12 protein-coding genes are annotated in these 14,641 nt (G+C 73.5%); 9 read left to right on the forward strand and 3 right to left on the reverse strand.

Annotation, left to right across the window (positions count from 1 at the left end):
* Positions 1-35 precede the first annotated feature (35 nt).
* Positions 36-740 carry a class III extradiol dioxygenase subunit B-like domain-containing protein gene (locus tag JO379_RS25320; protein ID WP_209517092.1) on the forward strand — a complete coding sequence of 235 codons (705 nt, stop codon included), beginning with the start codon at positions 36-38 and terminating at the stop codon, positions 738-740.
* Between the two features lie 81 nt (positions 741-821).
* Here the strand turns inward: JO379_RS25320 and JO379_RS25325 are convergent, their stop codons facing one another.
* Together JO379_RS25325 and JO379_RS25330 are read right to left on the reverse strand one after the other, a co-directional pair.
* Positions 822-1,067 carry an antitoxin gene (locus tag JO379_RS25325; RefSeq protein ID WP_130881834.1) on the reverse strand — a complete coding sequence of 82 codons (246 nt, stop codon included), beginning with the start codon at positions 1,065-1,067 and terminating at the stop codon, positions 822-824.
* A gap of 30 nt (positions 1,068-1,097) precedes the next feature.
* Complete coding sequence (locus JO379_RS25330) at positions 1,098-1,331, reverse strand: gliding motility protein (RefSeq protein ID WP_130881833.1); 234 nt, start codon at positions 1,329-1,331, stop codon at positions 1,098-1,100.
* Between the two features lie 183 nt (positions 1,332-1,514).
* Between JO379_RS25330 and miaA the strand changes: the two genes are divergently transcribed.
* The 6 genes from miaA to hflX all read left to right on the forward strand — a co-directional run bounded on the left by miaA (position 1,515) and on the right by hflX (position 9,534).
* Complete coding sequence (gene miaA / locus JO379_RS25335; protein WP_130881832.1) at positions 1,515-2,453, forward strand: tRNA (adenosine(37)-N6)-dimethylallyltransferase MiaA; 939 nt, start codon at positions 1,515-1,517, stop codon at positions 2,451-2,453.
* A gap of 106 nt (positions 2,454-2,559) precedes the next feature.
* Positions 2,560-3,009, forward strand: a complete 450-nt coding sequence (locus JO379_RS25340; RefSeq protein ID WP_130881994.1) for a hypothetical protein — start codon at positions 2,560-2,562, stop codon at positions 3,007-3,009.
* Positions 3,010-3,090: 81 nt separating this feature from the next.
* Entirely contained in the window at positions 3,091-3,981 is an 891-nt protein-coding gene (gene dapF, locus JO379_RS25345) for a diaminopimelate epimerase (protein WP_130881831.1), read from the forward strand.
* A 178-nt stretch (positions 3,982-4,159) separates the two neighbouring features.
* The gene (locus JO379_RS25350) at positions 4,160-6,298 is read left to right on the forward strand and encodes a RelA/SpoT family protein (RefSeq protein ID WP_209517094.1); all 2,139 of its coding nucleotides are present in this window, start codon (positions 4,160-4,162) and stop codon (positions 6,296-6,298) included.
* A gap of 132 nt (positions 6,299-6,430) precedes the next feature.
* On the forward strand, positions 6,431-7,909 hold the full coding sequence (locus JO379_RS25355; protein ID WP_130881829.1) for a M1 family metallopeptidase: 1,479 nt from the start codon (positions 6,431-6,433) through the stop codon (positions 7,907-7,909).
* A 137-nt stretch (positions 7,910-8,046) separates the two neighbouring features.
* Positions 8,047-9,534: a GTPase HflX gene (gene hflX, locus JO379_RS25360; protein WP_130881828.1), complete on the forward strand. Its 1,488-nt coding sequence runs from the start codon at positions 8,047-8,049 to the stop codon at positions 9,532-9,534.
* An 84-nt stretch (positions 9,535-9,618) separates the two neighbouring features.
* Here hflX and JO379_RS25365 read toward each other — a convergent pair whose 3' ends face one another.
* Positions 9,619-10,821 (reverse strand): trypsin-like serine peptidase, encoded by a 1,203-nt coding sequence (locus JO379_RS25365; RefSeq protein ID WP_130881827.1) that lies wholly within the window; start codon positions 10,819-10,821, stop codon positions 9,619-9,621.
* 283 nt (positions 10,822-11,104) lie between these two features.
* Between JO379_RS25365 and JO379_RS25370 the strand changes: the two genes are divergently transcribed.
* A complete protein-coding gene (locus tag JO379_RS25370) occupies positions 11,105-12,634 on the forward strand; it encodes an aminotransferase class III-fold pyridoxal phosphate-dependent enzyme (RefSeq protein WP_242626435.1) in 1,530 nt (509 codons plus the stop codon).
* 26 nt (positions 12,635-12,660) lie between these two features.
* Positions 12,661-14,610: an IucA/IucC family protein gene (locus JO379_RS25375; RefSeq protein WP_209517096.1), complete on the forward strand. Its 1,950-nt coding sequence runs from the start codon at positions 12,661-12,663 to the stop codon at positions 14,608-14,610.
* The last annotated feature ends 31 nt before the right edge of the window (positions 14,611-14,641 follow it).

A 14,641-nucleotide genomic window follows, 5' to 3' on the forward strand; every position in this document is an offset into this window, starting at 1 on the left:
CGACCCTCGCCCCTCGTCCCACTAGGCTGCGGATCATGCTTGTCGCCGCCGCCGTCTGCCCCTGTCCGCCGCTGCTCGTCCCGGAGGTCGCCGCCGGGGCCGCACCCGAACTGGACGCCCTGCGGGCCGCGTGCCTGGACGCCGTGGCCGTACTCGCCGCCGCCCGCCCCGACCGGCTCGTCGTCGTCGGCCCCGCCGCGGCCCCCGGCCCGCACCCGCAGGGCACGGCGGGATCGTTCCGCGGCTTCGGCGTCGATGTCGACGTACGACTCGGGCGGGGCGAGCGTGCGGGGGAGCGGGCGCTGCCGCAGTCCCTCGCCGTGGGCGCCTGGCTGCTGGGACGTACGAGCTGGTCCACCGCGCCGGTCGAGGGCCTGGGCGTGGCCGAGCCGCTGGACACCGCGCGATGCCTGGAGACCGGCCGCGAGCTGGCCGCCGGGGCCGGGCGGGTCGCGGTCCTGGCGATGGGCGACGGCAGCGCCTGCCGCACCCTCAAGGCGCCGGGCTATCTCGACGAACGGGCCGCCGCGTTCGACGCGGGGGCGGCGCGGGCCCTCGGCTCCGCCGACACCACCGCGCTCGCCGCACTCGACGCGGAGCTGGCCCGGGAGGTGAAGGCCGCCGGTCGCGCCTCCTGGCAGGTGCTCGCGGGCGCCGCCGAGGGCGCCGGACTGACCGGCGAGCTGCTGTACGACGAGGCGCCCTACGGCGTGGGGTACTTCGTGGCGTCCTGGTCCTAGCCCCGTCGGCGGCCGCTGAAGCCCGGACCTCATGGCGACGGCCGCGGAGCGTATCGCTCCGCGGCCGTCGCCGACGAGGTGTCAGGAGCCCGACGCGCCCGTACCGCCGCCCTTGGCGTCCTTCTCGGAGAGCCGGCCGAGGGCGTCCTTCGCCTTGGCCGTGCCGGTCCGGATCTGGCTGCTGTACTTGCCCTTGGTCTGCGAGTCGACCACCTGCGCGGCCTTCTCCAGCACCGGCCCGATCTTGTCCCCGTGCTGCTGCGCGAGATCACCGACCTTGCCCTTCACCGGGCCGAGCTTGGCTATGAGATTGTCGAACAGGCTCACGGGCACTCCCTGATATTCCTCGTCGATACGCTACTTACGGGCGCCCTCACCGGCCTCGCTGTCGGCAGCCTTCTCCGCGGACTGCTGCTTGGGGATCTCGACGCCCTCGGCCGCCTCGTCCTCCGCGCCGGCCTCGGCGGACTCCTCCGCCTTCGCCTCGGCCGTCTCCTCGGCGTCGGTCGATTCCGCCGTCAGAGTGGCAGCCGCGGCCTCTTCGGTTGACGCTTCGGACGCCTTACGGCGAAACCTTGAAAACACGCCCATATCTACTCCATTACCTTACTGGTGTGAGCGAAATCCCGCGTCGCCCGGAGCGTCCCATTGCGCCGCTTCCGGGCACCGACCCGTGAACCGGCCGTCGGAACCTCGCAACAGGCAACGAACCCGGCCGCGTCGCGTCACGTCGCTCGTTCGAGGGGCGAGCCCAAGGTTTGCGAGACTGGTGCAGTGAAAAACGCAGTTCCCGCACCGCGGGTCATCGCCGTCGTCGGACCCACGGCCGCCGGCAAGTCCGATCTCGGCGTCGCCCTCGCCCAGCACCTGGGCGGCGAAGTCGTCAACGCCGACTCCATGCAGCTCTACCGCGGCATGGACATCGGCACCGCCAAGCTGACGATGGAGGAACGCCAGGGGGTGCCGCACCACCTGCTCGACATCTGGGACGTGCGCCAGGCCGCGAGCGTCGCCGAGTACCAGCGGCTGGCCCGCGCCGAGATCGACCGGCTGCTCGCCGAGGGCCGCACCCCGGTGCTCGTCGGCGGCTCCGGGCTCTACATCAAGGGCACCATCGACGCCCTCGACTTCCCCGGCACGGACCCCGCCGTACGCGCCCGGCTGGAGGCGGAGCTGGCGGAGCTGGGCCCCGGCGCCCTGCACGCCAGGCTCGCCGCCGCCGACCCGGCCGCCGCCCGGGCGATCCTGCCCGGCAACGGCCGGCGCATCGTGCGCGCCCTGGAGGTCATCGAACTCACCGGCAAGCCCTTCACCGCCAACCTGCCCGGCGAGAAGCCCGTCTACGACGCCCTCCAGATCGGCGTCGACGTCGAGCGCCCCGAGCTGGACGAGCGGATCACCGTGCGCGTGGACCGCATGTGGGAGGCCGGGCTCGTCGACGAGGTGCGCGCTCTGGAGCGCGAGGGACTGCGCGAGGGGCTCACGGCGCCCCGCGCGCTCGGCTACCAGCAGGTGCTCGCCTTCCTGGCGGGGGAGTGCACCGAGGAGGAGGCGCGGACCGAGACCGTCCGCGCCACCAAGCGCTTCGCCCGGCGTCAGGACTCGTGGTTCCGGCGGGACGCGCGCGTGCACTGGCTCAGCGGCGCGGCCGACCGGCGGGCGGAACTCACCGGGCAAGCACTGGGGTTGGTCGAACGGGCGGTCACAGCCTGATCACGTGATGGCATCGGGACGCTCCGCACGCCGTTCGCGACCGTGTGAGCGTGCCATCATCGAGCTCGATCGAGCCGTGAAGTCCGAGTTGGGAGGGCGCGTGGCGATGGAGGCCGGTCCTCGCGACAGACCGCAGCAGCCGCCGCCCGGCGAGCCGGAGGCGCTGACTCCGGACGGCCCCGAGGACACCGAGGACACCGCACCCGACAGTGCCGCACCCGCGTCCTTCCGGGAGCTGCGCCCCCAGCGGAGGCTGCGGGTCTGGCAGCTCGCACCGATTGTCATGCTCGCAGCTATCGGCTCGCTGATGTTCGCCTTCCCGCTCGCCTTCGAATTCGGCGACGGCGGCCCGGTCGTCGCCATGCTCGGCCTGCTCATCAGCTGCTGCGCGGCGGGCTGGGGCGTGATGGCGGCCCGCCGGGTGGGCTACACGTGGCCCGGCCTGCCGCAGCGGGGCTCCGGACGCCGGCCGGACTGGCGGTATGTGGCCCTCTACACGGCCGTGGTCGCCCTCCTGGTCGTCCTCGCCGTCTGGCGCGTGGCGCGCCTGAGGTAGCGGGGGGCCGCCCGCCCCGTGCCCTCCCGGGCCCACCCCTGGGCGCGGGCGCTGTCACCGGTGCCCCGTACCATCGAAGGCGTGAGCACAGCGCAGATCGCCTTCCTCAAGGGTCACGGCACCGAGAACGACTTCGTGATCATCCCCGACCACGACGGCCGGCTCGAGCTGTCCCCGGCCGCCGTCGCCCGGCTGTGCGACCGGCGGGCCGGCATCGGCGCGGACGGCGTGCTGCGGGTCGTACGGTCCGCGGCGCACCCCGAGGCGCGCGCGATGGCCGACGAGGCCGAGTGGTTCATGGACTACCGCAACGGCGACGGCAGCATCGCCGAGATGTGCGGCAACGGCGTCCGCGTCTTCGCCCGCTACCTCCAGCGGGCCGGCCTCGCCGAGGAAGGCGACCTCGCGATCGCCACGCGCGCGGGCATCCGCCGCGCCCACATCGCCAAGGACGGCCCCGACGGTACGCCCGGGGGCATCACCGTCGGCATGGGCCGCGCGGTGCTCCCGGACGGCGGGATCACGGTCACCGTGGGCGAGCGCGACTGGCCCGCCCGCAATGTCAACATGGGCAATCCGCACGCCGTCTCCTTCGTCGACGACCTCGCCGACGCCGGGAATCTGTACACGGCCCCCCTCGTCAGCCCCGCCTCCGCGTACCCGGCCGGCACCAACGTCGAATTCGTCGTCGACCGCGGCCCGCGCCATGTCGCGATGCGCGTCCACGAGCGCGGCTCCGGCGAGACCCGCTCCTGCGGCACGGGCGCCTGCGCCGTGATGGTGGCCGCCGCCCGCCGCGACGGAGCCGACCCCGCCCTCCTCGGTCATCCCGTCACCTACACCGTGGACCTCCCCGGCGGCAGCCTGGTGATCAGCGAGAACCCCGACGGCACGGTCGAGATGACCGGCCCTGCCGTGATCGTCGCGGAGGGTGTCGTCGACCCGTCCTGGCTGGACGCGGTCCTCGGCTGAGGGCGTCGCCGCGTACCCCGTGTCCGTTCGCGGGAGCTTTCGGGCGCGGGCTCGCTCGAATGGGTGATCCGTTTCACTCTGGGCGAGAGCGGGTGAGCGGTGCGTGATGGGCTCGGTAGCATCAAGCACCGGTCTGGAGGCGTGAGCCGACCGCCGGTCGATGCCGCCGGAGGTGCCCATGAGCGCAGACGCCACGAATGAAGGTGCTCTCGGCCGCAGGCGCGGCCGCCCCCGAATCGACCTGAGACGGCTGGGGCGCGCGGCGCTCGGCGGTTCCGGGGCGCGGGGGCGCCTCCCCGACGCGATCGACCACGTCGCCAAGGTCCATCGCGCGCACCACCCCGGCGCGGACCTCGACATCCTGCGCCGGGCATATGTGCTCGCGGAGTCCTCCCACCGCGGCCAGACGCGCAAGAGCGGCGAGCCGTACATCACACACCCCCTCGCCGTCACCCTGATCCTCGCCGAACTGGGCGCCGAGACGACGACCCTGACGGCCTCTCTCCTCCACGACACCGTCGAGGACACCGAGGTGACCCTCGATCAGGTGCGGGAGCAGTTCGGCGAGGAGATCCGCTTCCTCGTCGACGGCGTCACCAAGCTGGAGAAGGTCGACTACGGCGCCGCGGCCGAGCCCGAGACCTTCCGCAAGATGCTCGTCGCCACCGGCAACGACGTCCGTGTGATGTCCATCAAGCTCGCCGACCGGCTGCACAATATGCGCACGCTCGGCGTGATGCGCCCCGAGAAACAGGTCCGCATCGCCAAGGTCACCCGCGATGTGCTGATCCCGCTGGCCGAGCGGCTCGGCGTGCAGGCCCTCAAGACCGAGCTGGAGGACCTGGTCTTCGCGATCCTCCACCCCGAGGAGTACGCCCGCACCCGCGACCTCGTCCTCGCGCACGCCACCCGCACCGACCCCTTGCAGGCGACCGCCGCCCGGGTGCGCTCGGTGCTGCGGGAAGCCGGCATCACCGCCGAAGTCCTCGTCCGGCCCCGGCACTTCGTCTCCGTGCACCGGGTCCGGCTCAAGCGTGGCGAGCCGTCCGGCTCGGACCTGGGCCGCCTGCTCGTCCTCGTCACCGAGGACGCGGACTGCTACGCGGTCCTGGGCGAGCTGCACACGTGCTTCACCCCCTTCATCTCGGAGTTCAAGGACTTCATCGCCGTACCGAAGTTCAACCTCTACCAGTCGCTGCACACCGCCATCGCGGGCGAGGACGGCCAGGCCGCCGAAGTCCTCATCCGCACCCACCAGATGCACCGGGTCGCCGAGGCCGGTGTGATCGCCCTCGGCAATCCCTACGCCGGCCCGGAGACCCCCGACTCCCCGGACGGCGAGCGCGTCGACCCCACCCGCCCCGGCTGGCTCTCCCGCCTCCTGGAGTGGCAGCGCGCCACCCCCGATCCCGACACCTTCTGGACCTCGCTCCGTGACGAGCTGGCCCAGGACCGGGAGGTCACCGTCTTCCGCGCGGACGGCGGCACGATCGGCCTCCCCGCGGGCGCGAGCTGTGTCGACGCGGCCTACGCCCAGTACGGCGACGGCGCGCACGGCTGCATCGGCGCCCGTGTCAACGGCCGGCTGGCGACGCTCAGCACGGTCCTGCGCGACGGCGACACGCTCCAGCTGCTGATGTCCCCCGACACCGTCTCCGGGCCGTCCCCGGAGTGGCTGGAGCACGCCCGCACACCGGCCGCGCGGATCGCCATCGGCCGCTGGCTGGCCACCCACCCCACGCCCGAACCCGGCGCCCCGCCCACGGCCCCGCCCGCACCGCCCGCCCCGGGCCCGCCCCGGCCCGCCGCCAAGGCCGCCGGACCGGCCCCCGCGGGGCCCGTCGTCGTCGCCGAGCAGGCCGGTCTGGCGACGGCGAACGTACGGCTCGCCGGCTGCTGCACGCCCGTACCGCCCGACGAGGTCACCGGCTTCACCGTGCGCGGCGGCGCCGTGACCGTGCACCGCGCCCAGTGCCCCGCGGTGGACCGCATGGTCACCTCCGGACGCGACCCGGTCGGCGTGCGGTGGCGGGCCACGGACGGCGCCGACGCCCGTGACTACCGCGTCACCCTGCGCGCCGAGTCCTTCAGCAGGCCGCATCTGCTCGCCGATCTGACCGAGGCCATCGCCGCGGAGGGCGCGGCGGTGATCTCGGCCGCCGTCGAGCCGCCCCACGAGCAGCGCGTGCGCCATACATACACGCTCCAGCTGTCCGACGCCGCGCGGCTGCCCGAGCTGATGCGCGCGATGCGCCGGGTCCCGGGCGTCTACGACGTCGAGCGGGCGGGCCGGCCGGTGGCGGCCGCGCCCCTGTGACGAGCCGGCTGGGCCGAGCGGGCGGCTCTTCGGCGGGGGCGGCACTCCGTACGGCCCTTCGGGCAGCTCGTACGGGTGGCAAAGTGCCGTGGCGCCACTCGCGGCGCCTGCCGCGCTGATAGCGGTGGACGCATGCCGCACACACCCGGGGCACGTCCCCCGAAGCCCCGGCGGTCCCTACGCCGCCGCGCCGCCCTGACCGCCGCCGTCGCGGCCCTCCTGATCGGGGCAGCCGCCCCGCAGCCGTCCCCCACCGCGCGAGGGATCGGCGACCGGCTCTTCCCGGACCTCGGCAACCCCGGCTTCGACATCGCCGCCTACGACATCAGCTTCGTCTACCACGGCAACGACAAGCCGCTCGACGCCGTCACGGTCATCGAGGCCGAGGCCGCCACGGACCTGGACAGCTTCAACCTGGACTTCACCCACGGCACGGTCGGCTCGGTCGAGGTCAACGGCCTGCAGGCCGACTTCGCGACCGCCAAGGAAGACCTCGTCGTCACTCCGCGGGTCGCCCTGCCGCGCGGCGGCCGCTTCACCGTCACCGTCCGCCACACCAGTGACCCGCGCGGCAGCGGGGACGGCGGCTGGGTCCGCACCGGGGACGGGCTGGTCATGGCCAACCAGGCCGACGCGGGCCACCGGGTCTTCCCCGGCAGCGACCACCCCTCGGACAAGGCCCGCTTCACCTTCCACGTCACCGCGCCCAAGGACCTGACGGTGGTCGCCAACGGGCTGCCCACCGGGCGCAGAGCCAGGGGAGCGGTCACCTCCTGGAGCTACCGCACCGGCCACCCCATGGCCACCGAGCTCGCCCAGGTCTCCATCGGCCGCTCCGCCGTGCTGACCCGCACCGGCCCGCACGGCCTGCCCCTCCGGGACGTGGTGCCCGCAGCCGACCGGCAGCAGCTGCAGAAGTGGACGGCGAGGACGCCCGGCCACCTCGCCTGGATGGAGAAGAAGGTCGGCAGGTACCCCTTCGAGAACTACGGCGTCCTGATCGCCGACGCGTCGACCGGATTCGAGCTGGAGACGCAGACCCTCTCCCTCTTCGAGCGGGGTCTGTTCACGAACGCCGCCTTCCCCGCCTGGTACGTCGACGCGGTCATGGTGCACGAGCTGGCCCACCAGTGGTTCGGCAACAGCGTCAGCCCCCGCACCTGGTCCGACCTCTGGCTGAACGAGGGCCACGCCACCTGGTACGAGGCGTTGTACGCCCAGGAGAAGTCCGGCAAGCCGCTCGTCGACCGCATGCGCCTGGCCTACGAGCAGTCCGACACCTGGCGCGCCGACGGCGGCCCGCCCGCCGCGATCAAGGCCCCGGTCCCGGGCAAGAAGATCAGCATCTTCCGGCCCGTCGTCTACGACGGCTCCGCCCTCGTGCTCTACGCCCTCCGGCAGAAGATCGGCGCGCCCGCCTTCGACCGCCTGGAGCGCGCATGGGTCGCCGGGCACCGGGACGCCACCGCGACCACCGCCGACTTCGTCGCCCTCGCCTCCAAGGTCTCCGGCCAGGATCTGAAGCCGTTCCTGCACGCCTGGCTGTACGAGGCGAAGACGCCGCCCATGCCGGGCCACCCCACCTGGAAGACCGCCAAGAAACCAGAGTGACGCCCCGGCGGCGGCATGGGACCATCAACGGGTCGGCGAGGCGGCCGGGTCCGGGAATCACCGGGGCCCCGCAGGCGTTGTCGACGGTGCGGCCCCACATTTCGGGGACCGCACTTCCCAACGACACAAAGGATCAAATGACCTCCTCTTCTTCCCTTCCGCAGGACCAGGACCGGCAGAGTCTCCCGGAGAGCCTTCGGGCCGACGCCCTGATGGAAGAGGACGTCGCCTGGAGCCACGAGATCGACGGGGAGCGCGACGGCGATCAGTACGACCGCTCCGAGCGCGCGGCACTGCGCCGGGTGGCGGGTCTCTCCACCGAGCTGGAGGACGTCACCGAGGTCGAGTACCGGCAGCTGCGCCTGGAGCGCGTGGTGCTGGTCGGCGTCTGGACGTCCGGCACGGCCCAGGACGCGGACAACTCCCTCGCGGAGCTGGCCGCGCTCGCGGAGACCGCGGGCGCCCTCGTTCTCGACGGTGTCGTCCAGCGCCGCGACAAGCCGGACCCGGCCACCTTCATCGGTTCCGGCAAGGCGCGGGAGCTGCGCGACATCGTCCTGGAGAGCGGTGCCGACACCGTGGTCTGTGACGGCGAGCTCAGCCCCGGCCAGCTCATCGCCCTCGAGGACGTCGTCAAGGTGAAGGTGGTCGACCGGACCGCCCTCATCCTGGACATCTTCGCCCAGCACGCCAAGTCCCGAGAGGGCAAGGCACAGGTCGCTCTCGCGCAGATGCAGTACATGCTTCCGCGCCTGCGCGGCTGGGGTGCCTCGCTGTCCCGGCAGATGGGTGGCGGCGGCGGTGGCGGCATGGCCACCCGTGGCCCCGGTGAGACCAAGATCGAGACCGACCGGCGCCGGATTCGCGAGAAGATGGCGAAGATGCGCCGCGAGATCGCGGAGATGAAGACCGGCCGGGACATCAAGCGCCAGGAACGCCGGCGCAACAAGGTCCCCTCGGTCGCCATCGCCGGTTACACCAACGCGGGCAAGTCCTCGCTGCTCAACCGGCTCACCGGTGCGGGTGTCCTGGTGGAGAACGCCCTGTTCGCCACCCTGGACCCGACCGTCCGCCGGGCGGAGACGCCCAGCGGGCGGCTGTACACCCTCGCCGACACCGTCGGCTTCGTCCGGCACCTGCCGCACCACCTCGTCGAGGCGTTCCGCTCCACCATGGAGGAGGTCGGGGACTCCGACCTGATCCTGCACGTGGTGGACGGCGCGCACCCGGCGCCGGAGGAGCAGCTGGCCGCCGTGCGCGAGGTCATCCGCGAGGTGGGCGCGGTCGACGTGCCCGAGATCGTGGTGATCAACAAGGCGGACGCCGCCGATCCGCTGGTCCTCCAGCGGCTGCTGCGGGTCGAGAAGCACTCGATCGCCGTGTCCGCGCGGACCGGCGAGGGCATCGAGCAGCTGCTCGCCCTGATCGACGTCGAGCTGCCGCGGCCCGCCGTCGAGATCGAGGCGCTCGTGCCCTATACGCACGGTGCCCTGATCGCGCGGGCCCATGCCGACGGCGAGGTGATCTCCGAGGAGCACACCCCGGAGGGCACCCTGCTCAAGGCGCGGGTGCACGAGGAACTCGCCGCCGAACTCCAGCGGTTCGTCCCGGCCGCGCGCGGCTGACGCGAGGCCGCTTCCGCAGGCGAAAGCGAAGGGCCCGCCCCCGACGGTGTCGGGGGCGGGCCCTTCGTGATGCGGTACCGCGGACTACTGGTTGGCGAACTTCCGGCTGAGCGCGTCGTAGACGCCCTTCGCCTCCGGGCCCAGGCGCGGACCCGCCAGCCAGGTGTTGCCGGCCGGGCCGATCGAGGTGTTGGAGACGAGCGCCAGCTTGCCGTCGGCGCCCTTGGCGAACCAGCCGCCGCCGGACGAACCACCGGTCATGGTGCAGCCGATGCGGTACATCGTCGGCTGCGCGGGCTGCAGGGTGAGGCGGCCGGGCCGGTCGATGCAGTCGTACATCTTCTGACCGTCGAACGGCGCCGCGGCCGGGTAACCCCAGGCACCCATGGACTGGATGGACTTCACCTGCGGGGTGCTGAAGTCGACCGGGAGGGCGTTGCCGACCGTCTCCTCCAGGGACTTGCCCGTGGGCGTCTCCTGCTTGACGTGCAGCACGGCGAAGTCGTACGGCGCACCCGCGCCACCGCTCTCCGCGCCCTGCGCGATCCACTGCGAGGACGTCTGCGCCCAGTTCGCCCACCACACGCCGTACGGGGCGACGTCCTGCATCGGCGCGCTGTTGACCTGCGAGGCCGGCAGACCCTTGTCGTTGTACGACGGGACGAAGGCGATGTTGCGGTACCAGCCGCCCTTCTGACCGGCGTGCACGCAGTGACCGGCGGTCCACACCATGTTGGACTTGCCCGGGTGGGCCGGGTCCTTGACGACGGTCGCGGAGCAGACCATGTGCCCCTGCGGGCCGTCGAAGAACACCTTGCCGACCGGGGCCGCGTTCTGGCGGTAGGGGAGCTTGACGGCCTTCGCGGTGACCGGCCTCGGCTCCGGGTCGGTGACGCCCTGGTCGCTGCTGCCCGAGCCCGGGACCGTGCCCGGAGCGCCCTTCGACGCGAGCGTCTTGTCGCCGGCCCGGGCGTCCTTCATGTTGCCGGGCTTCCAGTGCTCCTTGATCATCGGGTTGATGAAGTCGCGGGCCTCACGCATCCACTGGTCCTTGTCCCAGTTCTTCCAGGCCCCCTCCTTCCACTTCTGCTTCCACTTCTCCAGGTCCTGCGTGGGAATGCCCTTGGGCAGGCTGGGGAGGTCGTCGCTCGCCTGGCTCGCGGTCGCACTCGGCTTGGTGTCGCCGCCCGCCGCCTTGTCGTCGGACGGCCCGCAGGCGGTGGCGGTCAGCGCCAGAGCGGCGGTGAGGGCGGCGGCCGCCAAGGCCGGCCGGCGTATGGGTGACATGGAGTGGACTCCCCGTGGTTGATCTCGGCTTGTCATGAAAAGTGCCCGTCCTGTCGGTCGCGCGCCGATGCGACCGGTGGCACGGGCACTGATGAACTTGTCATGCACCGCCCCAGCGACGGGGCGCGGCCCCACACTATGCCGGTGTGGTGGGAGACGGATGATCGCGGGTCCCTGGTTCCGCCGTGAAGGATCTTGTCTTCGGGCCGTGTTCCGTGGCCCGCGGCGTCGTTGGTACGTACGGGGGACAGCCGACCAGCGTTCAGCAGGAGGACCCAGAGCCGTGGCCTTGACCCAGCTACCGCCCGTGGGGCCGTCGGCGCGCGAGGTGGTCCCCCGACGGCAGCCCACTCGTGAATCCGCGGCCCGCACCTACCCCCGCTCGCTGCCCGTCGTGCCGGTGCGCGCCCGGGGGCTGACCGTCGAGGGCGCCGACGGCCGTCGCTATCTGGACTGCCTCTCCGGGGCGGGCTCGCTGGCCCTCGGGCACAATCACCCGGTCGTGCTCGACGCCATCCGTTCCGTCCTTGACTCCGGTGCGCCGCTGCACGTCATGGATCAGGCCACGCCCGTGCGGGACGCCTTCACCGAGGAGCTGTCCGCCACGCTGCCGCGCGCCTGGGCCGGCTCGGCGCGGATCCGCTTCTGCGGCCCGGCCGGCACCGACGCGGTGCGGGCCGCGCTGGCGCTCGTACGGAAGGCCACCGGGCGCACCGGACTGCTCGCCTTCAGCGGCGCCCACGACCGGATCGCCGCGGCCGCGCCGGGCGGGAGCGTGATCCGGCTGCCCTACCCGCAGGACTACCGCTGTCCGTTCGGGGTCGGCGGCGCGGGCGGCGCCCGGCTGGCGGCCGACCGGGCCACGAGCTTGCTGGAGCACCGCGGGAGCCGGGCGGACGGCCCGGCTGCGATGCTCGTCGAACCCGTCCTGGGCGAGGGCGGGGTGATCCCCGCGCCGGACGGATGGCTGAGCCGGATGCGGGACCTGACCGCGGCGCACGGCATCGCGCTGATCGCCGACGAGACGCACACCGGGGTGGGCCGGACCGGCGCGTTCTGGGCCGTCGAGCACAGTGGCGTCGTCCCCGACGTCATGGTCCTGTCCGACGCCATCGGCGGCAGCCTCCCGCTCACCGCCATCGTCCACCGCGAGGAGCTGGACGCCGGGCGGACCGACGACCGCGCGGGAGCCTTCCGGGGCAACCAGCTCGCCATGGCGGCCGGCGCCGCGACGCTGAAGTACGTCCGGGAGAACCGTCTCCCCGAGCGAGCAGCGGCGCTGGGCGAGCGGATGCTGGCCGGGCTGAGAGCGATGGCGGGGGAGTGCGACCACATCGGGGAGGTACGCGGGCGCGGACTGATGATCGGCGTGGAGCTCGTCGACCCCGGGGCGCCCGGCCCGGCCGACGGAGGCAGTCGCCCGCCACTCCCGGCAGCACCTGCGGCAGCCGCCGCGGTGCGAGCCGAGTGCCTGCGGCGCGGACTGATCGTCGGACTGGGCGGCCGGTATTCCAGCGTGATCCGGCTGCTGCCGCCCCTGACCATCACGGACGAGCAGGCGGACGCGGTTCTCGACCGGTTCTCGGACGCCCTCGCGGCCCTCTCGCACGGCGCGCACCAGCAGGCCTTCGGCCCCTTGGAGCGGCCGGGCACCCGGAGGCATCGCGGCCCGTCGCGGAACGCCGGTGCGCCGGGCGGCCCCGGCGGGTGGACGACGCCGGGCGCGCCGCCTGCCCGCGGCACCACCTCGCACCCCAGCCCCTCGAACCACCCCAGCACGCCGAAGGAGGCAGGCGCCGCATTCCCGGTCTGACCGCCGAGGTGCACGCCGCACAGCGCATGAACGCATCCCCCGACACCGATGCGTCCACCGCCGGGCAGGGCCGGGAAGCCGGCCCGCGGCAGGAAACCGTCCCGGCGGTGCCGCACCAGAGCGGCCGCCCCGGCGTCATCCCGGACCCCGGCCGCCCCGCCGAAGCCGACCCGCTGGAGCACCCCGACCCGCGGATCGCCGGTGACGCCGCCACCGTGGAGAACCTGCTCCGCTGCTGGGTGCGCGAGACCGACGCCCCCCGGCCCGACGGCCCCACCCTGCACCTCCCGCTCCCCGCGAGCGGTACCGCCCTCCTCGTCCCCGTCGTCCACTGGTCCGCCGTCGGCTGGCACCGCTTCGGCCCGCCCGTGTCGGCGGACGCTCCCGCCGACGCCCCGGCCGTCGACGCCGTCACGCTCGCCGCCCTCCTCGGCCGCGAGGTCGCCCACCGCGCCGCGCGCGAGGGCGGGCCGTCCACCGGGGACAGCGGCGACCTCGTCGGGCGGGTCGCCGACTCCGCACGCCGCACCGCCGCGTTCATCGCCGACCGGCGCGCCCGGCCCGCCGATCCCGACGGGGGAGACCTCTTCCTCTACGGCGAGCAGGCGCTCGTCCTCGGGCACCCCCTGCACCCCGCGCCCAAGAGCCGCGAAGGCTTCTCCGAGACCCAATCGCCGCTCTACTCCCCGGAGACGCGGGGCGCCTTCCCCCTGCACTGGCTGGCCGTCCACCGCTCCGTGCTGGCCACGGACTCCGCGTGGACCGAGCGCGGCCGGGCCGTGGAGGCCGCCGCGCTGGCCACCCGGCTCGCCGGCCCCCACCTGCGGCTCCCCACGGACACCGTGCCCCTGCCGCTGCACCCCTGGCAGGCCCGCGACCTCCGCGACCGCCCCGCCGTGGCCCGGCTGTTCGACGCCGGACTGCTCCACGACCTCGGCCCCTGCGGCGAGCCCTGGTCCCCGACCTCCTCCGTACGGACGGTCTACCGCTCCGGTGCGCTCGCGATGCTGAAGCTCTCCCTCGGCGTGCGCATCACCAACAGCCGCCGGGAGAACCTCCGCAAGGAGCTGCACCGCGGGGTCGAGGTGCACCGCCTGCTGCGCAGCGGCCTCGCCGAGCGGTGGCGGGCGGCCTGCCCGGGCGGTCTCGGCTTCGACATCGTCCGCGACCCGGCCTGGCTCGCGGTCGACGCGCCCGACGGCACACCACTGCCCGGCCTCGACGTCGTCATCCGGCACAACCCCTTCGGCCCCGGCGACGACGCCGTATGCCTGGCCGGCCTTCTCTCCCCGCGCCCCTGGCCGGACCGTGCCGGGCAGGACGGGGGTCCGGCCATGGGCTCCCGGCTCGCCGACATCGTCGCGGGGCTCGCCCTGCGCACCGGCCGGCCCGCCGGGGCGGTCTCCGCGGAGTGGTTCCTGCGCTATCTGGAGGCGGTCGTGCGACCCGTGCTCTGGCTGGACGGCGCGGCGGGCATCGCCCTGGAGGCGCACCAGCAGAACATCCTCGTCCTGCTGGACCGGGGCGGCTGGCCGGTCGGCGGACGATTCCGCGACAACCAGGGCTACTACTTCCGGGAGTCCCACCGCCCCGCGCTCGAGGGCGGGCTCCCCGGGATCGGCGCCGAGAGCGAGACCTTCGTGGACGACGACATCGCCGACGAGCGGTTCGCCTACTACCTCGGCATCAACAACATCCTCGGTCTGATCGGCGCGTTCGGCGCACAGCGTCTGGCCGACGAGCGGATCCTGCTGGCCGCGCTCCGCCGCTTCCTCAAGGAGGCCGCCAGGACGAAGGGCGAGGGCCGCACCCCCCACCCCTCCCCCCTCGCGGCCCATCTCCTCGAATCCCCCACCCTCAGCTGCAAGGCCAACCTGCTGACCAGGCTGCACGGACTCGACGAACTCGTGGGCCCGGTGGATACGCAATCCGTCTACGTCACCATCACCAACCCCCTTGTCACCTCCGCCGGATGAGCGGCGGGCGTCCCGGCCCCGGGGTGAACGG

This window comes from Streptomyces syringium (assembly GCF_017876625.1).
In the GTDB taxonomy this organism is placed as follows: domain Bacteria; phylum Actinomycetota; class Actinomycetes; order Streptomycetales; family Streptomycetaceae; genus Streptomyces; species Streptomyces syringius.